27 protein-coding genes are annotated in these 21,243 nt (G+C 37.8%); 26 read left to right on the forward strand and 1 reads right to left on the reverse strand.

Features of this window, described 5'->3' with window-relative positions; translation table 11 throughout:
* Positions 1-56: 56 nt before the first annotated feature.
* From rsmG to pyrF, 26 genes are all read left to right on the forward strand, one after another.
* Complete coding sequence (gene rsmG / locus EGS71_RS21940; RefSeq protein WP_000553196.1) at positions 57-689, forward strand: 16S rRNA (guanine(527)-N(7))-methyltransferase RsmG; 633 nt, start codon at positions 57-59, stop codon at positions 687-689.
* 21 nt (positions 690-710) lie between these two features.
* Positions 711-1,493 (forward strand): ParA family protein, encoded by a 783-nt coding sequence (locus tag EGS71_RS21945; RefSeq protein ID WP_000057212.1) that lies wholly within the window; start codon positions 711-713, stop codon positions 1,491-1,493.
* Positions 1,490-2,377, forward strand: coding sequence for a ParB/RepB/Spo0J family partition protein (locus EGS71_RS21950; RefSeq protein WP_000023429.1), 888 nt, complete (start codon positions 1,490-1,492; stop codon positions 2,375-2,377). Before EGS71_RS21945 ends, EGS71_RS21950 begins: the two co-directional genes overlap by 4 nt.
* Positions 2,378-2,426: 49 nt before the next feature.
* Positions 2,427-3,062 (forward strand): MotA/TolQ/ExbB proton channel family protein, encoded by a 636-nt coding sequence (locus EGS71_RS21955; protein ID WP_000264042.1) that lies wholly within the window; start codon positions 2,427-2,429, stop codon positions 3,060-3,062.
* A 15-nt stretch (positions 3,063-3,077) separates the two neighbouring features.
* Complete coding sequence (locus tag EGS71_RS21960; RefSeq protein WP_000669680.1) at positions 3,078-3,506, forward strand: ExbD/TolR family protein; 429 nt, start codon at positions 3,078-3,080, stop codon at positions 3,504-3,506.
* Positions 3,503-5,230, forward strand: a complete 1,728-nt coding sequence (gene msbA / locus EGS71_RS21965) for a lipid A export permease/ATP-binding protein MsbA (protein ID WP_001070738.1) — start codon at positions 3,503-3,505, stop codon at positions 5,228-5,230. Before EGS71_RS21960 ends, msbA begins: the two co-directional genes overlap by 4 nt.
* 2 nt (positions 5,231-5,232) lie before the next feature.
* A complete protein-coding gene (gene lpxK, locus EGS71_RS21970; RefSeq protein WP_000050452.1) occupies positions 5,233-6,243 on the forward strand; it encodes a tetraacyldisaccharide 4'-kinase in 1,011 nt (336 codons plus the stop codon).
* 9 nt (positions 6,244-6,252) lie between these two features.
* Positions 6,253-7,014: a 3-deoxy-manno-octulosonate cytidylyltransferase gene (kdsB, locus tag EGS71_RS21975; RefSeq protein ID WP_000680701.1), complete on the forward strand. Its 762-nt coding sequence runs from the start codon at positions 6,253-6,255 to the stop codon at positions 7,012-7,014.
* 11 nt (positions 7,015-7,025) lie between these two features.
* Complete coding sequence (locus EGS71_RS21980) at positions 7,026-8,006, forward strand: DNA polymerase III subunit delta' (protein WP_001075418.1); 981 nt, start codon at positions 7,026-7,028, stop codon at positions 8,004-8,006.
* An 11-nt stretch (positions 8,007-8,017) separates the two neighbouring features.
* The gene (locus EGS71_RS21985; RefSeq protein WP_001183024.1) at positions 8,018-8,359 is read left to right on the forward strand and encodes a PilZ domain-containing protein; all 342 of its coding nucleotides are present in this window, start codon (positions 8,018-8,020) and stop codon (positions 8,357-8,359) included.
* A gap of 17 nt (positions 8,360-8,376) precedes the next feature.
* Positions 8,377-9,150, forward strand: a complete 774-nt coding sequence (locus EGS71_RS21990) for a TatD family hydrolase (protein WP_000497298.1) — start codon at positions 8,377-8,379, stop codon at positions 9,148-9,150.
* Between the two features lie 37 nt (positions 9,151-9,187).
* On the forward strand, positions 9,188-9,796 hold the full coding sequence (locus tag EGS71_RS21995; RefSeq protein WP_000375838.1) for a TetR/AcrR family transcriptional regulator: 609 nt from the start codon (positions 9,188-9,190) through the stop codon (positions 9,794-9,796).
* A gap of 9 nt (positions 9,797-9,805) precedes the next feature.
* Positions 9,806-10,360, forward strand: coding sequence for a type II secretion system protein (locus tag EGS71_RS22000; RefSeq protein WP_000841379.1), 555 nt, complete (start codon positions 9,806-9,808; stop codon positions 10,358-10,360).
* The gene (gene gspI, locus EGS71_RS22005; RefSeq protein ID WP_000836910.1) at positions 10,350-10,730 is read left to right on the forward strand and encodes a type II secretion system minor pseudopilin GspI; all 381 of its coding nucleotides are present in this window, start codon (positions 10,350-10,352) and stop codon (positions 10,728-10,730) included. The genes EGS71_RS22000 and gspI overlap by 11 nt, the downstream gene beginning before the upstream one ends.
* Complete coding sequence (gspJ, locus tag EGS71_RS22010; protein ID WP_000594572.1) at positions 10,730-11,431, forward strand: type II secretion system minor pseudopilin GspJ; 702 nt, start codon at positions 10,730-10,732, stop codon at positions 11,429-11,431. Before gspI ends, gspJ begins: the two co-directional genes overlap by 1 nt.
* Positions 11,431-12,390, forward strand: coding sequence for a type II secretion system minor pseudopilin GspK (gene gspK, locus EGS71_RS22015; RefSeq protein ID WP_000301481.1), 960 nt, complete (start codon positions 11,431-11,433; stop codon positions 12,388-12,390). The genes gspJ and gspK overlap by 1 nt, the downstream gene beginning before the upstream one ends.
* A gap of 229 nt (positions 12,391-12,619) precedes the next feature.
* Positions 12,620-13,216: a 6-pyruvoyl trahydropterin synthase family protein gene (locus EGS71_RS22020; protein ID WP_000908450.1), complete on the forward strand. Its 597-nt coding sequence runs from the start codon at positions 12,620-12,622 to the stop codon at positions 13,214-13,216.
* Positions 13,217-13,266: 50 nt separating this feature from the next.
* Positions 13,267-13,980 (forward strand): uracil-DNA glycosylase, encoded by a 714-nt coding sequence (gene ung, locus EGS71_RS22025; RefSeq protein ID WP_001177528.1) that lies wholly within the window; start codon positions 13,267-13,269, stop codon positions 13,978-13,980.
* On the forward strand, positions 13,977-15,101 hold the full coding sequence (locus EGS71_RS22030) for an enoyl-CoA hydratase/isomerase family protein (protein ID WP_001983908.1): 1,125 nt from the start codon (positions 13,977-13,979) through the stop codon (positions 15,099-15,101). Before ung ends, EGS71_RS22030 begins: the two co-directional genes overlap by 4 nt.
* 6 nt (positions 15,102-15,107) lie before the next feature.
* Positions 15,108-15,611 (forward strand): tRNA adenosine(34) deaminase TadA, encoded by a 504-nt coding sequence (gene tadA / locus EGS71_RS22035; protein ID WP_000033177.1) that lies wholly within the window; start codon positions 15,108-15,110, stop codon positions 15,609-15,611.
* 69 nt (positions 15,612-15,680) lie between these two features.
* Complete coding sequence (locus EGS71_RS22040; protein WP_001246675.1) at positions 15,681-16,124, forward strand: SRPBCC family protein; 444 nt, start codon at positions 15,681-15,683, stop codon at positions 16,122-16,124.
* 7 nt (positions 16,125-16,131) lie between these two features.
* Positions 16,132-16,818: a (d)CMP kinase gene (gene cmk, locus EGS71_RS22045; protein WP_000218018.1), complete on the forward strand. Its 687-nt coding sequence runs from the start codon at positions 16,132-16,134 to the stop codon at positions 16,816-16,818.
* Between the two features lie 104 nt (positions 16,819-16,922).
* Positions 16,923-18,596: a 30S ribosomal protein S1 gene (gene rpsA / locus EGS71_RS22050; RefSeq protein ID WP_000140309.1), complete on the forward strand. Its 1,674-nt coding sequence runs from the start codon at positions 16,923-16,925 to the stop codon at positions 18,594-18,596.
* Between the two features lie 156 nt (positions 18,597-18,752).
* Entirely contained in the window at positions 18,753-19,055 is a 303-nt protein-coding gene (locus EGS71_RS22055; RefSeq protein ID WP_000205997.1) for an integration host factor subunit beta, read from the forward strand.
* A 24-nt stretch (positions 19,056-19,079) separates the two neighbouring features.
* Entirely contained in the window at positions 19,080-19,445 is a 366-nt protein-coding gene (locus tag EGS71_RS22060; RefSeq protein ID WP_001269278.1) for a lipopolysaccharide assembly protein LapA domain-containing protein, read from the forward strand.
* A gap of 166 nt (positions 19,446-19,611) precedes the next feature.
* Complete coding sequence (gene pyrF, locus EGS71_RS22065; protein WP_000392929.1) at positions 19,612-20,310, forward strand: orotidine-5'-phosphate decarboxylase; 699 nt, start codon at positions 19,612-19,614, stop codon at positions 20,308-20,310.
* Here pyrF and EGS71_RS22070 read toward each other — a convergent pair.
* The gene (locus EGS71_RS22070) at positions 20,307-21,218 is read right to left on the reverse strand and encodes a lysine exporter LysO family protein (RefSeq protein WP_001190737.1); all 912 of its coding nucleotides are present in this window, start codon (positions 21,216-21,218) and stop codon (positions 20,307-20,309) included. The genes pyrF and EGS71_RS22070 overlap by 4 nt on opposite strands.
* Positions 21,219-21,243 lie beyond the last annotated feature (25 nt).

Consider the following 21,243-nt stretch of genomic DNA (forward strand, 5'->3'; position numbering starts at 1 on the left):
CACGATGCATAAATGGGTATACTTTGTTTTAAATTTTACTTAGATGTTATCTGTTTATGCATCCGTTTTTTCAAGAGTTACAACAGGGTAGTCAAAAATTAGGTTTATCGCTTAGCGATGAAGCTGTGACATTATTGTTGAAGTATCAAGATGCTTTGGTACTTTGGAACAAAGCTTATAATCTAACAGCGATTCGTGATCCGAAAGAAATGTTAGTGAAGCATTTGTTGGATAGCCTAAGTATTTTGAAAGATTTGCCAGCAGGTCGTTTGCTCGATGTAGGTACAGGTGGTGGCATGCCAGGCATGATCATTGCTTTATGTCAGCCAGAACGCTCTTGTGTATTGCTTGATTCAAATGGTAAGAAAATTCGTTTTTTGAAACAGTTTATTGCTGACCTTAAGCTTAAAAACGTAATAGCTGTGCAAACGCGTGTTGAAAATCAAGATACAATTGATGAACTTGGCCAATTTGATGTAATAACAAGTCGTGCATTTGCATCATTAACAGATTTTGTTGAGGCTGCGCGTCCATATTTACATGAGCAGAGTATAATTGCCGCGATGAAAGGACTGATTCCAGTTGAAGAAATGGAAGAGCTTAAGCAGGAATTTTCATGTAAAGTGATTGAACTGCATGTACCGAGACTTGATGAACAACGTCATTTACTTTTACTTCAACGAATTTAAATAAAAAGTATTAGGGTTACCATGGCTCAAATTATTGCGATTGCAAACCAAAAGGGTGGTGTTGGTAAAACAACGACTGCAGTAAATCTTGCAGCGTCACTAGCTGTATTGAAAAAACGTGTGCTACTTGTTGATATAGATTCGCAAGGTAATGCTACGATGGGGTCTGGTATTCAAAAGAATGATCTACTTTATTCAATTACGGATGTGTTATTGGGTGAAGTGCCAATCGAAACGGCAATTCAAAAAGCTGAGGTTGGATATAAAGTTTTGGGTTCAAACCGTGAACTTTCTGGTGTCGAGCTTGCCATTGCCGAGCAAGAAGGTCGTGAGTTCATTTTAAAGAATGCTTTGAATGAAATTCGGGACTCATTCGATTACATTATTGTTGATTGTGCGCCTAGCTTAAGTTTAATTACCGTGAATGCTTTAGCTGCAGTAGATGGTGTAATCATTCCCATGCAATGCGAGTACTATGCATTAGAAGGTTTGGCAGATTTAACTCAAACGATCGATCGTATTCAAAAAGCGTTAAATCCAGATTTGGAAATTATTGGTGTTTTACGCACCATGTATGATGCGCGTAATGCCTTAACTCGCGATGTATCTGCTGAGTTGGAACAATATTTTGGTAAGAAACTCTACGACACTGTGATTCCACGTAATGTTCGTTTGGCTGAAGCTCCAGCACATGGTTTGCCAGTAATTTATTTTGAAAAAAGTTCGAAAGGTGCAGTTGCATACTTAAATCTTGCGGCTGAGATGTTAAAGAAAAGTAAAGTGAAGAAAGGAAGTAAAGTATGAGCATCAAAAAACGCGGATTGGCGAAAGGTCGTGGTTTAGATGCATTACTTGGTTCAATTCAAAAAGAAAAATTACAACTAGAAGCTCAAGCGCTTGATCATGGTCAGTTAAAGCAAATTGATGTGAAGTTGTTGAAACGAGGTGAATATCAACCACGTCGTTTTATCCATGAGCATGATTTGCAAGAGTTGGCATCCTCTATTGAAAAACATGGGGTAATGCAGCCAATTGTTATTCGTCCTGTAGATGATGAAGCTCATCCTTACGAAATTATTGCAGGTGAGCGTCGTTGGCGCGCAGCTCAAATTGCTGGCTTAACGGAAATCCCTGCAATTGTTCGTGATTTAAATGATCAGGTTGCTATTGCTTTAGCACTTATTGAAAATATTCAACGTCAAGATTTAAACCCGATTGATCAAGCGTTGGCGCTACAACGATTCCATGATGAATTCGGTTTAAGCCATCAAGAAATTGCTGATACAGTCGGTAAAGCAAGAACAACGGTAAGTAATCTATTACGTCTGTTGAGCTTGGCTGATGACATTAAAGAATTTATGCAGCAAGGCCAGCTTGATATGGGGCATGCTCGTGCCATCTTAACTTTAAAGGGCAAAGAACAACTTGAAGTTGCAAAAATTGTAATTGAAAAAGGATTATCTGTTCGTCAGACTGAGCAGTTAGTACGCGATTGGAACGAGCCTAAACAGGAAAAGGAAAAAGCTCCTGTTGCACCAGACATTGAGCAACTAACTCAGAAATTATCAGAACGTTTTGGTGCCAATGTTAAAATTGATCATAACCAGAAAGGTAAAGGTAAGCTTGTTATTCACTATCATTCACTCGATGAGTTAGATGGTATTTTGAATATTTGTTTACCAGATTAATTCTAAGTTAGGTCATATATTTCTAATTTATATTCTTGGGGAAGAAAATATGTGGGAACTTGTGAAAGCGGGCGGCTGGTTAATGCTGCCTTTAATTTTGTGTTCAATTTTAACCGTCGCAATTAGTATTGAGCGTTTTGTACGTTTAAGACGTTCACAAGTTTTACCTAAAGTACTAATGAATGATGGCAGTGCAGATATTTCTGTTGTTATAACAAATTTGGAGCAGGATACTAATGCGCAAAGCACGGCATTGGGCAATATTCTAAAAGCTGGTTTTGAGTATCAGGAACATGGCGAACAATTTGCGCGAGCACAAATGGAAGCTATGGCTTCTCAAGAAATTTCTTATTTAGAGAAAAATATTAACTTCTTAGGAACCTTAAGTGCTATTGCGCCTTTACTAGGACTGCTTGGAACAGTTGTGGGAATTATTGAGTCTTTTTTGGTTATTGATTTTGGTTCGGCAGGTAGTCCTAGTTTAATGATTCCCGGTATTTCCAAGGCTTTGATCACAACAGCAGTTGGTATGCTCATTGCAATTCCTGCGCTTATTTCCTATCGATATTTTCAAAGAGTAGTGCAAGATTATATTGCTGAGTTAGAGCAACAATCTACGCTATTTCATGCCTCATTGTTTTACAAACGTTCTTCAGTCATGCAAGAACATCGCCGCGTTGGTTGATGGGTAGATCGCAATATGAAGTTTAAACGTTCTCATGTTGAAGATATTCATATCAATCTAACACCTATGATTGACTGTTTATTGTTCATTCTAGTGTTTTTATTGTTATCTACCACTTTTAATCAGCCTAGTCGCATCAATTTAACTTTACCAGATGCACAAGGTGTTCCACCAAAACAGTACGATCATAAAATTGAAGTCGTGGTAGACTCTAGCGGACATTACGCCGTGAATGGTCAGGCGCTATCTAGCAAAGATGTGGCTGATTTGAGCACTGCAATTAAGCAGATTGCTCAAGAGCGACGTGACTTTATGTTTATCATTGCTGCTGATGCAAAAGCATCCCATCAGGATGTTATTCGTGTTATGGATGTAGCAGGACAACTCGGTTTTGTTAACATCAATATTAGTACCAAAGTTCCTTCTAGAGGTTTTTCTGAGTGAATCAAGATTTTAAGGTTTATTTGCGTCTCCTATCCTATTTAAAACCTTATTGGGGCGTGGCCTTATTAGTTCTTATCGGGTTCGGTATGAACTCAGCAACGGAGGTTTCTGTTGCTAAGCTCATTAAATTTATTATTGATGCAATTCAAAATGCGAGTAGAGCGGATCTAGATTGGTTCCCTTTATTAATCATTTTATTGGTATTCTTCCGTGGCCTTGGCCTATTTATGGGGGGGTACTATACGGCTGTAATCTCGCGTAGTTTGGTTTTTAGTATTCGCCAAGAAGTTTATGCAAAACTTCTAAGGTTACCGGCTCAATATTATCTCGATAACTCTTCGGGACATATTACTGCCAAAATTATGTATAACGTCGAGCAACTTACAGCTGCTTCATCTGAATCATTAAAGACCATTGTTCGGGATGGCATGATTACTTTGGGGTTATTAGGTTATTTGTTCTATACCAATTGGCGTTTAACAATTTGTATTATGGTGTTCTTACCTGTGATTGGGATTTTGGTGCGTAAAGCTTCAAAAAGAATGCGCAAGCTTTCGATGCAAGTTCAGGACACTATGGGTGATGTTAACCATGTAGTGCAAGAAAGTATTAATGGTAATGCAGTTGTTAAAAGTTTCGCTGGTGAAGAGTCAGAACAAGAGCGTTTTTATAAGTCATCGGAAGAAAACTTAAAACGTGGTTTAAAAATGGTGATTGTGCAAAACCTAAATAGTCCTGTTGTTCAAGTGGTGATGGCTTGTGCAATGGCTCTAATCGTATGGTTAGCATTAAGACCACAAATTTTAGGGAATACAACTGCTGGTGAGTTTGTTGCATATATTACGGCAGCAGGATTACTTTCAAAGCCTGTTAAAAACTTAACTGATATTAATGAGAAGTTACAACGTGGTTTGGCTGCAGCACATTCAGTTTTTGAATTATTAGATTTACCTGAAGAAGAAAATAGTGGTCAGCTTAAACCTCAGTTGCATGGTGCAATTCGTTTTGACCATGTTGTACTTAACTATGCTGATGGCACTCAGGCAATTAGAGACTTTTCTTTAAATATTCGCCCAGGTGAAACTGTTGCATTGGTAGGGCGCTCTGGTGCTGGTAAAACTTCTTTAGTGAACATGTTGGTACGTTTCCAAGAAGTCTCAAGTGGTCAAATTTATTTAGATGATTTACCAATACGTGATATTGAGCTTTCAAGTTTGCGTACACAAATTGCGATGGTAAATCAGCAAGTTGTTTTGTTTAACCGAACTGTACGTGAAAATATCGCTTATGGTCAGCTACATGATGCGAGCGATGAAGAAGTTATCGCAGCGGCAAAGGCTGCTTATGCCCATGACTTTATTATGAACTTACCAGATGGCTACGATACTGTTTTAGGTGCCCAAGGTCTAAACTTATCCGGTGGTCAACGTCAACGTATCGCAATTGCTCGTGCAATTTTGAAAAATGCGCCTATTCTCGTTTTAGATGAAGCTACAAGTGCGCTTGATAATGAATCTGAACACTTTATTCAACAAGCATTTGATGAGGCTATGCAAGATCGTACAACGATTGTGATTGCTCACCGTCTATCAACCATTGAAAATGCGGATCGTATTGTTGTGATGGACCGCGGACAAATTGTTGAACAAGGTACTCATCAAGAATTACTTGCTAAACATGGTGCTTATTATCAATTACATCAGCGTAATTTTGAGGACCATTAAGTATGTCTTTAGCCCAGCTGATCCAAAATGCATGGAATAAGCAATCAAGTTGGTTGATTGTTTTACGTCCTTTGTCTTGCTTGTATCGTGCTGGGTTTTTACTAAATCGTGGTTTTTATAGTTCAGGCTTTAAAAAAGTTTATACCGCACCTGTGCCAGTCATGGTAATTGGCAATATTACGGTGGGGGGAAGTGGAAAAACGCCATTATTAATAGAGCTCGTCAATTATCTAAAGCAGCATAATGTAAAGGTAGGGGTAATTAGTAGAGGCTATGGTGGAGCTGGCCCTTTTCCTGTGTTGGTAACATCGGCCAGTCAAGCAGCTGAAGCAGGAGATGAACCTGCTTTGATTGTACAGTCAACTGGCGTACCTATGGCAGTAGGACCCAATAGACAAGCTGCAATCGAGTTATTATTAGCATCGACTAAACTAGATTTAATTATTAGTGATGATGGGTTGCAACATTGGGCATTAGGTCGCCAAATAGAATGGATCGTACTTGATCAAAATCGTGGCCTTGGAAATAGAAAGTTATTACCAGAGGGATATTTACGTGAACCTGTGGAACGTTTAAAAACTAGTACGGTAATTGAGCATACTTTCACACCAACAACTACATTGCATATGCATCTTGATGCAGGGCAGCCTTACTTATTGAATCCTTCTTCGGCAACTGAATTATCATTCAATATTCAAAATAATTACCATGCAGTAGTCGGTATTGGTTTTCCTCAGCGCTTTTACCAAACACTTAAAGGTTTAGAGGTGAAACAATTTCAAGAGCATGCTTTTCGTGATCATCATGATTACAGTATTGATGACCTTCTATTTAATGATGACCAACCTATCATTACAACTGAAAAAGATGCAGTTAAGTTGTTACCATTACTTGAAAAGCATCCAGAATTTAAACGACCTATTTGGGTCGTGCCAGTTAAAGCTGTTTTGTCTACAGAGTGCTATCAGGTTTTAAATCAACAATTGCAAAAGCTTGATATTCAAATATCTTAGGAAGAAAAAATGAAACATATCGTCATTCCAGCACGCTTCTCAAGTTCGCGTTTGCCAGGTAAGCCATTGTTACTTATTCATGATCGTCCTATGATTTTACGAGTGGTGGATCAAGCAAAAAAAGTTGAAGGTTTCGATGACCTATGTGTAGCAACGGACGATGAACGTATCGCTGAAATATGTCGTGCAGAGGGCGTTGATGTCGTTTTAACAAGTGCAGACCATCCATCAGGAACAGATCGTTTAAGTGAAGTTGCTCGTATTAAAGGATGGGATGCTGATGACATTATTGTAAATGTACAAGGCGATGAGCCATTACTGCCAGCCCAGCTTGTTCAGCAAGTTGCAAAGCTTTTGGTTGATAAGCCAAACTGTTCAATGTCTACATTATGTGAGCCTATTCATTCGTTGGATGAATTTCAGCGTGATAGTATCGTAAAAGTAGTCATGTCTAAACAAAATGAAGCATTATATTTTAGCCGTGCAACGATCCCTTATGATCGAGATGGCGCTAAGCGAGACGAACCAACTTTACATACTCAAGCATTTCGTCATTTAGGTTTATATGCTTATCGTGTGAGCTTATTACAAGAATATGTTACATGGGAAATGGGTAAACTTGAAAAGCTCGAGAGTCTTGAGCAATTGCGTGTTTTAGAAAATGGACACCGTATTGCTATTGCTGTAGCAGAAGCGAATTTACCACCAGGTGTTGACACTCAAGCAGATCTTGATCGTTTAAATAATATGCCTGTTGAGTCTTTTGAGTAAGCGTTAATTTAATGAATCAGAATGTGACTTCTAAGGTTTATCCGTGGCAACAGACAATGTGGGAAACGTTAACAACACGTTTTCCTAATATTGGGCATGGCTTATTATTTTATGGTAAACAAGGTTGTGGTAAACATGCTTTTGCTAAGCATTTCTTAGCGTGGGTACTTTGTTTAAATAAACAACCTCAAGGTGCTTGTGGTGAATGTAGTAGCTGTCAATGGTTAAAATCAGATACGCATCCAAACTATGTTCATATCACGACAGATGAAGAAAATAAAAAACAGAATGCAAAAATTAAAATAGAAAAAATTCGAGATTTATTGCCATTTGTACAACAAACTGGTGAGGGATGGCGTGTTGTTGTTATTGAGCCAGCTGAAGCTTTAAATCTTGCGTCATCAAATGCGCTGCTAAAAACCTTAGAAGAGCCAGGTGAACGCGTCGTTTTAATCTTGTTGGCCGATCATTATTTGAAATTACCGGCAACCATTCGAAGTCGCTTACAGCATTTTGCTTTAGACCGTATTTCATATACAGAAGCCACATCTTATCTAAATGAACATTTAGCGGAAACAGCATCTGTACCACCTGAATTATTGCTAGGCCTTTCTAATGATATGCCTTTGCAAGCAGTTGAAATTGCGACTAGTGATTGGTTTGCTAAAAGACAGTCTTTTTTAGAAGATTGGACTAAAGTTGTAAATCAAAAAAATATGCCTTTATTTTATTCGGCTAAATGGCAAAAAGAACTCAACTTTAGTGATTTTATGATGCTTCTTGAATACTTGTTAGGGGATTTAATTCGTGTCAAGCTCAATCAACCACAGAAAAATATAGATTTACAGTTCGATCAATTGGCGCAAAACTATAATTTAGAAAGTTTATTCAGTCTTTATGAGGAATTACAGCAATCTAAAAGATTAGTTGAACAGAATGTACAAACACAACTCATCATAGATCAACTTTTTATAAAATTAATGAACGTTTAAGGGGAACACTAATGCAACCACAAATGGGTGGAATTATTCAGGTCAATATTCCAGATAGAGCAACATTGCAAGCAAGTTATATGGGATATGTACAAGGTGGGGGCTTGTTTGTACCATCAAAGCAAAAAGTGAAGATGGGCCAGGAAATTTTTATTTTAGCTACGTTACCAGAACAATCACAAAAAATTCCTTTAACTGGTAAAGTAGTTTGGATTTCACATAAGCAAAGTGGATTTAAACCGCAAGGTTTCGCAATTCAATTGAGTGGTGATAAAGGAATTTACTATAAAGCTGAAGCTGAGCGGATTTTAGCTGGTAGTATGTCTTTAGATCGCCCAAGTTATACCATGTAAGCAGATAGGAAAGAACAGTGTTTGTTGATACCCATTGCCATTTAACAATGTTAGATTTAACGCCTTATAACGGTGATTTAGATCTCGCACTTGCTGCTGCGCGAGCAGAAGGTGTTTCTAAGTTTATGGCAATTTCAGTTGACCTTGATGATCATATTGCTTTAGCTGAAATCGCAAAGCGTCATGAAGATGTGGGGTATACGGTAGGCGTACATCCGTGTGAGGATGTTGATACTATGGCTCGAGCAACGACTGAGTATTTGACTGAATTGGCTCAATCAGAAAAGGTATGGGCTTTAGGTGAAACAGGTTTAGACTATTACCACAGCACTGACTTTATTAACGAGCAAAAAGATTGTTTTGCTCGTCATATTCAAGCCTCTAAAAATGTTAAAAAACCAGTAGTTGTTCATACACGTTCAGCAAAACATGATACCGTGGATATTATTCGAGCTGAACAATCTACACATGGTATTTTGCACTGTTTTACTGAGGACTGGGAAACAGCAAAAGCTGTATTGGACTGTGGTTACTATATTTCCTTTTCAGGAATTGTTTCATTTAAAAATGCTCAAGATCTACGAGATGTAGCCAAGCAAGTTCCTTTAGATCGGCTTTTGATTGAGACAGATAGCCCTTATTTGGCTCCCGTACCATATCGTGGTAAAACGAATGAACCAAAATATGTACCTTATGTAGCGAAAGCACTAAGTGAGGTATATGATAAGCCAGTTGAGGAAATTGCAAGAATCACCTCGCAGAATTTTGAAAATTTACTTAAAGCGATTTAACTTATAGAAACTATATAAAGAGAGTAATTGCGTGAAGATGGACCGTCAAGCTCAGTTCCGAGCAAGAGAAGCATTAATATTTCAAGTTGCGGAACAGTTGTTGTTAGAAAATGGCGAAGCCGGAATGACACTTGATGTGCTGGCTGCTGAGCTTGATTTGGCAAAAGGTACTTTGTACAAGCACTTTCAAAGTAAAGATGAATTGTACATGCTATTAATTATTCGTAATGAGCGCATGTTACTGGAAATGGTTCAAGATACTGAAAAGGCTTTTCCAGAACATTTAGCTTTCTTTATGTTGCATCATTTGCACCATCCGGAAAGAACAGTGCTGTTTCACCAAATTGAAGAAAAGCTTTCAATTACTGCCCAAGGTGTGCACCATCTTTTTAATGAACTCTACCAAGTGAGAAAGCAACGCTTACGTATTATTATTCGTATGACTGATCACTATTTAGAGTCAATCCAGAGTCATATGACTACACGAGATTACTTAGCTTCAATCTGGTCACTCACTCATGGAGCTGCTGCAATTCTGAATTCAAGCTTTTATCAACGTTATTTGGGTTCAAGAGATACTTTACGAGTAGCCTATATTGATCAGGCATTAGCCTTACCCAAACAAGCAGTTGAGCAGTACGCTTAATAGGTCGATATGAAATCGAATCTACCACTTCAATCACAAAAAGGCTTTACCCTCATAGAAGTGATGGTAGTCATTGTGATTATGACAATTATGACTTCTCTAGTTGTATTAAATATAGGTGGTGTCGACCAAAAAAAAGCAATGCAGGCGAGAGAGTTATTTTTACTCGATTTGCAGAAAATTAATAAAGAATCGATCGATCAATCACGTGTATTGGCTTTAGAAACTCATGGTGAGACAGATGTCTCACCATTTTCTTATGAACTTTATGAATATCACGATCAAAGCACTTTACAAGTACAAGATATAAAAAACCGTTGGCAGAAATATACTGAGTTTAAAACACGGCAACTTCCTGCCCATGTGTCTTTTTCAGTACAACCCTTGGATGACCAGAATTATTCTAAAGCTAAAAATACAGATTTGATTGGAGGACAAACGCCTCAACTCATCTGGTTTGGCAATGGAGAAGCTAAAACCGTTAAAATACAATTTTATTTAGAACAAAAACCGATTGGTTCAGAAATACAAATAGATCACTTGGGTAAAATAAATGAAATCTAAAGGCTTTACCCTCTTAGAAGTTATGGTTGCTTTGGCAATCTTTGCAGTCGCAGCTGTCGCTTTAACTAAAGTGGCAATGCAGTACACGCAGTCCACTTCAAATGCAATTTTGCGAACCAAAGCTCAGTTTGTAGCAATGAATGAAGTTGCTATGATGGAGATTAATCAAGAATGGTTGCAAGGAACCCAGAGTAAGCAAGTAACTTCCCAAGGTGAAACTTGGCAAATTGATAAGTCAGCTCAATCTACTATTAGCCCGAATGTTCAAAAAATTGATTTACAAGTGAGTTTGTATGATCCGGATAAGGGAAAAGTACAAAATGGCATTACACATATAGTCTTTTTTAATTATCCAGTGAAAGCAAAATAATGATAAAAAATAAATATATTCACATCCGAAGCTTTGCTGCTCGCCTTGCAGCACGATCGAGCAGTGCTCGATTAACTCGCGCCTCAGGATTTACTTTGGTTGAATTGTTAGTCGCGATCGCTATCTTTGCGGTTTTATCTTTATTGGGGTGGAAAATTTTCGATTACTTGCTCAAAGTTCGTGATCGTAATGCCGAACATGAAGTGCATTTATTTGAATTACAAGATGCTTATCAACAAATTCTTCGTGATACTTTGCAGATTATCCCTTTATCCGCCAACCAAGGTGGGCAACTTCATCCAGCTTTAGAAATAGATAATCAAATTCTACGTTTTAGTAAAGCTGGGGTAACAGATCCTTTAAAACAAGGCTTATCACCATTTGAACGAATTGAATATCGTTATGATGCAGATCAAAAAAAACTATATCGTCTTAAATATACAAATTTAAATACTTCGAACAGAGAGCAACCTTTATCGAGTACTTTGTTAAGTCAAGTCGACCAATATCAGATTATGGTTTTGACTCCGCAAGAAGTCACAAAATGGCCCGAGGTTAATATTGATCCAACGAAACCTAATGAGTTAAAAAAATTACCGAAAGGGATAAAAATCCAACTTACAGTCGCTGGTGTAAATTATGAATGGATTTATAGCTTAAATCAGGGTGACTTATCGCTTTCACAGGAAGGTAATTCATAATGGCCGTTAGTTACAAACACCAACAGGGTGTCGCTTTACTGACAATACTTATTATGGTTGCCTTGGCTACAATTTTAGCGGCTTCTATTGCCAAGCATCAAAATAATACTATGGAAAATACAGCCTACTTGATGCGCCAAAATCAATCTTTGCTTTATGCAAAAAGTGCAGAAGCCTTTTTTTCAGAATTATTAATTCAAGATACAAATAATGCAGGTGGAGTAGATCATTTAAAAGAGACATGGGCACAACCTATGCCTCCGTTTCCTATTGAAGATGGTTTGGTATCCGGACGTTTGCTTGATGAGTCTGGTAAATTTAATTTAAATAATCTAACTAATGGGGAAGGCATTGTAAATGAAGATGCTAAAAGTTGGTTTGAACGTTTACTGGTACGTGTGGGATTACCAGCCGAATTAAGCCAAGCTGTGATTGATTGGCAAGATCCAAATGATGAGCCAACTGGGCCAATGGGGGCAGAAAGTAGTTATTATGAAGGTTTGGATCCAGGTTACATGGCTGCGAATACTAAATTCCATCGTATTGAAGAGTTAAAGTTAGTGAGAGGCTTTGATGGAAAAAAATTTGATCTAATTGCTCCATATATTTCTGCTTTACCAGAAAATTCGAAGTTAAATATTAATACTGCTTCACCATTGGTTTTAGCTAGTATGGATGAAAAATTAGATATAGGGGCTATCGAAAAAGAATTGCAAACACGCCAACAAAATTTAAAGTTCTTCCAAAATGTAGATGAATTGTGGCAATTGAATGCTTTTTCAGCGGTTGATAGTCAAAAGAAAAATCAAGTAAATAGTCTTATTGATGTTAAATCCAGCTTCTTTCAAGCTCAGATTGAAGTTGTTCTAAATAATAGGAAGCGACAGTTTACTAGTGCTTTAATGAGAAAAGATAAGCAAGTATATGTTTATTCAAGAAGCATGACTCCATTTAACTAAATAAATTTATTGATATTTTTTCTGAGTCTGTAATACTTGAAACTTATTAATAAAAGGGATGAGGTTATACTTCTGTATAGGCAGTATTTAAAGTAAAAATCAATATCTTCAAAATTTCTTCACATCTCTTATCATACTTTTTGCTAATTGTTTCTATTTGAAAAGTGGTGCGAAGTTTTTATCTTTTGCTTTATAATAATGTTCTTAGAAGGAATGATCGATTTGGCACATGTTAATTCGTAAGTTATTTAAGTTTGAAAATGCACACGTTGTACGTAACTGTACATCGGATCGTTGTAAGCGATCCATTCATGGGCATAGTTATAAAGTCGAGTTATTACTTAAAGCTTCGAAATTAGATCATGGACAAATGGTATATGATTTTGGGCTGTTAAAAGGCGTAATTAAGGACCTTTTCGATAGCTTTGATCATGCGATTTGTTTCTGGGAAAAAGATGATCCTCAATATATTGATGCTTGTAAGACTTTTAGCGCGCGTTGGATCTCTTTACCAGTTTCGCCATCTGCTGAGCAATTTTCTCGAATCTTCTTCTTTTTAGCTCAGCAAGTATTACAATCTACTGTTACCCAAAATGGGGAAGGTGATGTTGAAGTCTATTCAGTGATTGTTCATGAAACCGATACAGGTTATGCCCAAAGTTTTCTTGAAGATATTCAAAATGAACAAATGGGGCTGTTAAACCTTGAGGGAATTATTTTTTCAGAACAAGTCCAATCCGAATGGGCTGATCCAAATATGTATGAAAATTTAAAACAAGGGATTAAGTTTCATAATCCGCATGTTAACTTACAAGTAGAAGTGTAAGTTAACTTCCTTTTGTTTGTCGAAATGAAAATTGATCTAGGATGACATTAATGCAATTAACTGAGCAACAGCAAGACAAACTCAGTAAAGTTCAATTAGAAGAAAGCTGGAAAAGATCATTAACTCCATTTTTACTGAGTCCTTATATGGATAGTTTAAGAGACTTTTTGTTTCAACAAAAACAGGCTCAAAAAACCATATATCCACCAAGTAAACAAATATTTAATGCTTTAAATATTACGCCGTTAGATCATGTGAAAGTCGTTATATTAGGGCAAGATCCATATCATGGTCCAAATCAGGCAAATGGCTTAAGTTTCTCGGTTCAAAGAGGGGTTGCATTACCACCATCTTTACGTAATATTTTTCATGAACTACATACAGATTTAGGGGTGCCGGTTTCTCGTCATGGTGATTTAACCAAATGGGCTGAGCAAGGCGTACTTTTATTAAACAGTGTACTTACTGTAGAAGCAGGGCAACCCACATCACATCAAAAACAAGGTTGGGAAGAGTTTACTGACGCAGTAATTGATGTTTTAAATGAACAACGTGAACACATTGTTTTTATTTTATGGGGTGCTTATGCACAACGTAAAGGACAACGTATAAATAGAGAAAAACACTTGGTTTTAACTGCTGCACATCCATCGCCACTTGCGGCTAATCGTGGTGGTTTCTTTGGATGTAAAGTGTTTTCCAAAACAAATCAATATTTGAAACAACATGGCATTGAGCCCATAGACTGGCAATTGGACGCATGATGAACTCTCCCAATGTAAATAGCTATCATCCGGATTTGGTAGTTGAAGAAGCGAAAAATGGTTGGCGTATTGTACGTTTGAATCGACCTAAATCATTACACGCTTTAGATGAATCAATCGTAACGGCTCTATTACGAGTATTTGAAGACTTCCGTGATGATGAGCAAGTAAAAGCAATTTGGTTGGACTCGACTACACCAAAAGCATTTTGTGCGGGTGGAGATGTACGCAAATTACGTCAGCTGGTAATTAATCAGGAAGTAGAAACCGCAAATAAATTTTTCCAGCAAGAATATGCTTTGGATTTATTGTTACATAACTATGCTAAACCGGTTGTTGTTTGGGGCGAAGGCTATGTAATGGGTGGTGGTTTAGGCTTGTTTATGGCTGCACCTTTCCGTTTGGTTACACCATATTCACGTTTGGCTATGCCTGAAATTAATATTGGTTTATACCCTGATGTTGGAGCAAGCCGTTTCCTTGCTGACCGTGGGCAAATTGGTTTATTTACTGGTTTGACAGGTTCTATTATGACGGCTGCTGGGGCATATAGCATTGGTTGGGCGACGCATATTTGTGAAGCACAACGTGATAATGTTCTACAGAAAGTACTCAATATTAATTGGGCTCACTATCCGGCAGGTGATTTCCGTGCGATCGATGATACTTTAAATAGTTTACATCGCCCGGTTGCCGCAGGGCCATTACAAAATTCGTTAGACGTTATACATAGTGTTTGCCGTGGTTCAAGCTTTGAACAAGACTATCAAGCGATCGTCAGCTTGCGAGATGCAAGCAGTGACTGGTTGCGTCAAGCGAGTGAAAACTTACAAAAGGGCTCGCCTAGTACAGCAGCAATTACTTGGTTGTTATGGCAATGGGGTAAACAAGTTCATTCTTGGGATGAAGTTTTTGATTTAGAAGCGCAAATCTCTGAATGGAAAATTCGCCATCCTGACTTTGTGGAAGGTGTTCGCGCACGCTTAGTTGATAAAGATTTATCACCTGAATGGAAAGCATGTGAAGATCTTACATTACGAGGTATTTTGGCCGATGATCCACCGATCACGACGATTGATAGCTGGAATGCCTTACTTAGACAATATGGTGTAGTGTCATAATCAATAATGTCTAAATTTAGTGATGAGTATTGGATGCAGCTTGCTTACGAGCAAGCTGAATTAGCAGCCGAGCAGGGGGAAATTCCTGTAGGAGCTGTAATCGTGAGTCAAAATAAGTTAATTGGAGCTGGTTTTAATGCTCCAATTGGTTTATCTGATCCTACAGCTCATGCAGAAATTCAAGCTATTCGTGCGGCTTGTGAGTCATTGAAAAATTATCGTTTACCTGAAGATGCGACTTTATATGTTACGCTTGAGCCGTGCACAATGTGTGTGGGAGCATTAGTACATGCAAGAATTAAACATGTCGTATTTGGAACAACAGAACCTAAAGCTGGCTCACTCGTGAGTGCACGTCAATTATTAGAAAATGGTTATTACAACCATAAATTTACTTTTGAGCATGGATGTTTACATGAAAAATGTGCTCAACAGTTAAGTCTTTTTTTTAAGCAAAGACGTGAACAAAAGAAACAAGAGAAACAACAAAAAACGTCCTTAAATGATTAAAAAATGTCATGAGGTTATGGCACACTAACGCCGTTTCATTGACATGATTTATTTAAATAAGGAACTTTCATGCGTAATGTAATTACTATACAAAAAGAATTTAATGCTCCTCTTAGTGATGTCTTTAACCTGCTTTCTAAACATGCAGCTTACAACACTGCGTTTGCTCCACTACAAGTTGTGCGTGTTAAAGATTCGGCAGATCCTGAAAGACCTGATGGAGTGGGTTCTGTTCGTCGTATGGGGTTTGGCGTGATTAAACCACTTAAAGAAGAAATCACGCATCTCGAAGAAAACAAACGTATTGAATATAAACTGATTGATAATCCTCTAGTGAAACACCATTTAGGTCGAATCGAGTTCTCAGAAATTACTCCTTATATTACTTTGGTTACGTATCGTATCGAATTAACCGCAAAAGCTCCTGTTGTAAGTAAATTAATTCTTGCACAGCTAAAACTAGCGATTACACTAGGCTTTTCGAGATTAGCTAAAGCATTTGCTTCTTCGTGAGAGTTCAATGACAGTTCAAATTATTACTATTGATGGTCCGAGTGGTTCGGGTAAAGGAACATTAGCGGCGAAACTTGCTGCGTATTATCAATTTCATTTACTTGATTCGGGTGCCTTATATCGTTTGTTAGGGTTGTCATTACATAAACATGATTTATTGGAAAAATTAGATAGCCATTTAGATGAGTGTGTTAACTATGCTCGTCAGCTTAATATTAAGTTTGAAACCTCGGCAGAGGGAACATTAGTTTTCCTCGATGGGGAAGATGTAACCCAAACTATCCGTACAGAGCGTGTTGGAGAATACGCATCTAAAGTTGCAGCAATACCAGAGCTCAGACAAGCACTCTTTGAGCGCCAAAGAGCATTTGCACAAACTCCGGGATTAGTTGCAGATGGCCGAGATATGGCAACATCAATTTTCCCGGAAGCTAATGCTAAAATTTATTTGACTGCTTCAGCTGAGTCGCGTGCTGAGCGAAGAGTAAAACAGTTGCAGGGTATGGGGCTAGATGCTAAAATAAACGACATTTTAGCTAATATACAAGCGCGTGACAAAAGAGACATGGAGCGAGAAGTAGCTCCTCTCAAGCCAGCCGCAGATGCTTATATTATTGATAGTTCGGAATTAACGATCGATCAAGTATTTAAGTTGATGGTTGATTACGTCAATAGCCGTACTGTTAGCAACTAAGATTATCAGTTGACGCATAGCTTGATCAGTCTATAAAGACTATGTTGATACTTAACTAAACCGGCCTTGTCTGATCCAAGACCGCTGACTTTATCAGGTATATCATGACCGAATCTTTTGCAGCCCTCTTTGAAGAAAGTGAATTAAACCTCAACGTTGAAAAGGGTGCAGTCATCCAAGGTGTTGTTGTAAACATCGATAGTGACTGGGTTACTGTTGACACTGGCCTTAAATCTGAAGGCATTGTTGACCGTGCTGAATTTTTAAATGAACAACGTGAACTTGAAGTTCAGGTTGGCGATACTGTTGACGTAGTTGTTGAAGCTCTTGACAACGGTATGGGTCAAACAGTTTTATCACGTGAAAAAGCTAAACGTGCTGAAACTTGGACTAAACTTGAAAAAATCTTTGAAGATGGCGAAATCGTTACTGGTGTTATCTCTGGTAAAGTTAAAGGCGGTTTCACTGTTGACATCGGTCCTGTTCGTGCGTTCTTACCAGGCTCATTAGTTGACACTCGTCCTATCCGTGACACAACTCACCTTGAAGGTAAAGAGTTAGAGTTTAAAGTAATCAAGCTTGATGCTAAACGTAACAACGTTGTTGTATCTCGTCGTGCTGTTATGGAAGCTGAATCTTCTGCTGACCGTGAAGCATTACTTGCTCAACTTGAAGAAGGTCAAACAGTTACAGGTACTATCAAAAATCTTACTGATTACGGTGCATTCGTTGATCTTGGCGGTATTGATGGTCTTCTTCATATCACAGATATGGCTTGGAAGCGTATCAAGCACCCTTCAGAAGTTGTTGAAGTTGGTCAAGAAGTTACTGTTAAAGTACTTAAGTTTGACCGTGAACGTAACCGCGTATCTTTAGGTCTTAAACAATTAGGCGAAGATCCATGGTTAGCGATCATGAGCCGTTACCCTAAAGGTTCTATCGTTAAAGCACGTGTTACTAACTTAACTGACTACGGCTGTTTCGCTGAAATCGCTGAAGGCGTTGAAGGTTTAGTACACGTTTCTGAAATGGACCACACTAACAAAAACATCCACCCATCTAAAGTTGTTCAGATCGGTGACGAAGTTGATGTTATGGTTCTTGAAGTTGACGAAGAACGTCGTCGTATCAGCCTTGGTATCAAACAAACTCGTGCTAACCCATGGGAAGAGTTTGCTAAGTCTCATGAGAAAGGCGAAAAAGTTTCAGGTACAATCAAGTCTATCACTGACTTTGGTATCTTCATTGGTTTAAATGGCGGTATCGACGGTCTAGTTCACTTGTCTGATATTTCTTGGAACGAACAAGGCGAAGAAGCTATCCGTCGTTACAAGAAAGGTGACACTGTTGAAGCAGTTATCTTGTCTGTAGACGCTGAAGGTAACCGTATCAGCCTTGGTATCAAGCAATTGAACAGCGATCCGTTCAATGATTTCTTAGCTGCTAACGAACGTGGTGCTTTAGTTAAAGGTACTGTAACTGCAGTTGATGCTCGTGGCGCAACTGTTAAGTTAGCTGACGAAGTAGAAGCTACTCTTAAAGCTTCTGAAATCAACCGTGACCGCGTTGAAGACGCAACTAAATTCTTAGAAGTTGGTCAAGAAGTTGAAGCGAAAATCATCAACGTTGACCGTAAATCTCGCTCTATCAACTTGTCTATCAAAGCGAAAGACGAAGCTGAAGAGAAAGAAGCAGTTGCTAACTTGCGTACAGCATCAGCTTCTCAAGACAATGGTCCTAAGACTATTGGTGACTTGATCAAAGCACAAATGAAGTAATAAGTTAACAAAGTACAGTTTCATGTAACGAAATTGTACTTTTTATACAAATTACTGTAAACGGTAGCGTAGTATTCAACATACTGCGCTACCGTTTTGTATTTAAACAGGTTATTATCAAACGACTTAGAGTAGTAATAAATAACGAGGTCGTAGATGACTACTGAAGCTCTTAATAAGTCTGATTTGATTGAACGCATTGCGCTAAAAAATCCACACTTGGCTGAACCATTGGTGGAAGAAGCGGTTAAGATTATGATTGACCAAATGATCGAAGCTCTTTCGTCTGACAATCGTATTGAAATCCGTGGTTTTGGTAGCTTTGCATTACACCACCGTGAACCTAGAGTTGGTCGTAACCCTAAAACAGGTAAGTCAGTAGATGTTGCAGCGAAGGCTGTTCCACATTTTAAACCAGGTAAAGCACTCCGTGATGCAGTGAATGAATCTGGAAAATAAATAAAACTCATAAGTGGGGTGCCTATGCGTTATATTCTAATTGCATTACTCATTATTGTATTTGGCTATTCTTTAGCACTTGTTTTGCAGAACCCAACAGAACTTCCTGTTGATTTATTATTTACTCAAGTTCCTGCAATGCGTTTAGGTTTATTATTGTTGCTTACCTTAGCGCTTGGAATTGTGGTTGGGCTTTTATTAGGTGTACAAGTTTTCCGAGTTTTCCAAAAAAGCTGGGAAATTAAACGTCTCCGCAAAGATATTGATCATTTGAGAAAAGAACAAATTCAAAGTGCTCAATTGGCGGCAGCAGAAGCAGCTGCAAATGTAAGACATGAAAAAACTGTTGTAGATATTTATCCCCAAGATAAAAACTCTACTCCTTTATAATTTTTGGTACTACTCTTTATCTCGTCATAAAGAGTAGTATTTTCCCTTCTATATTCCTCATTATCCTTCTAGTTTAAAATCACTATTTCCTCATTTAAGAATTTGGTTCAATAGATTTCTTTATTACTGGCTGACTTGTCTATTATAATAGCGCTGATTTTATGTGATGGAAGAAAGTCTCTTGAGTATCATTGTTGCGTTGGACGCTAAAAGCCAATATGACGCTTTAAAAATTGTTGAACAACTTGATCCTACTTTATGTCGCGTAAAAGTAGGTAAAGAGCTTTTTACTCATGAAGGCCCATCTGTTGTAAAAAAACTTCAAGAAGAAAATTTCGAAGTTTTCCTAGATTTAAAATTCCATGATATTCCAAATACGACGGCTCAAGCTGTATGTGCTGCCGCAGACTTAGGTGTATGGATGGTTAACGTACATGCATCAGGTGGCCGTAAAATGATGGAAACCTGTGTGGAGCGTTTAAAAGCAGGTAATTATCAAACACAATTAATTGCGGTAACAGTTTTAACTTCTATGGGGCGTGAAGATTTAAAAGATATCGGGTTAGATATTGAACCTGTAGAACAAGTTAAAAGATTGGCGAAACTTACTAAAGAAAGTGGTTTAGATGGTGTAGTTTGTTCTGCTCAAGAAGCTAAAATTCTTCGTGAGTTAATTGGACAAGATTTCTCTTTAGTTACTCCGGGAATACGTCCTGAAGGTAGTAATGCAGATGACCAAAAACGTATTGTAACTCCGAAACAGGCAATGCTTGATGGGTCTACACATTTAGTTATTGGTCGTCCGATTACTAAAGCAGAAAATCCAACTGAAATGTTGAAATCAATTCTTGCTTCAATTGTTTAAAAGTTTAAAAACACAGTAATTAAAAGTGGAGCGAGTAGACTTAAGAGTAAGCCACTCATCATGGCATGTGGTACATAATGTGTGCCACATGACTGTTTTACCATTGCTAATGTTACATCCATTGAGGTAGCGCCAGCACTTGAAATCGCTGGACGTGGAAACCGCCAACCCATTGTATACATGAGTAAAATTGCAACTATCTCTCTAAATAGATCTGTGAGCAAGGCAATCCCACCTAACTCAGCTGAATGTAGCTGTGTAAATAAAATACCTGACATTGAATACCAACCATAGCCTTGGCCCAAAGCTAATATTTCATTAAGTGTAAACTCATGACCAAGTAAGGAATAGTTGAGAAGCCCAGCTAAGCACGAGCCTATAAAGGCGGCCAAAGGTACAATAAGAATTTTCCAACTTAACCATGTACGATTAAAATGAGTAAAAGCAAGTTCGATTCCGATTAAAAAAATAAAAAGTAATAGTAAATACCAACTATTAAAGGGAATATGGGTATGTAATTGGGTAAGAAGAATGCCTAAAATCACGCCTATTGTTAAAGCTAAAAATGCCTTGGCAATATTTTTTAATGCATTCATAAAAAGTTGAAGCGAAATTTTCCCTTTAACACTTTCTTTATCAAAAATTGTATAAGCGAATAAGCAAGTAAAAAAAGAACCAAGAGAAGTGGTTAATGCAATTAATAGAGCAGGTGGAAGTATAGTTGAGGGATTATCAATTTGGTCAAGGGCGAGTGTTAGTTCTAAAGCTACACTGGTTAGTAAAATATAAGAAAAATAAGGCAGGATTTTAAAAATAAAATGCCGAATATTTATTGAGAGTTTAGGACCTAGAAAATAACCAAATGCTAATACAAGAAAAATTTGAATAATGAGACTAATGGACTGCATATAATAATAGATAGATTGTTATCAA

It is taken from the genome of Acinetobacter sp. FDAARGOS_559 (genome assembly GCF_003940475.1).
In the GTDB taxonomy this organism is placed as follows: domain Bacteria; phylum Pseudomonadota; class Gammaproteobacteria; order Pseudomonadales; family Moraxellaceae; genus Acinetobacter; species Acinetobacter baumannii.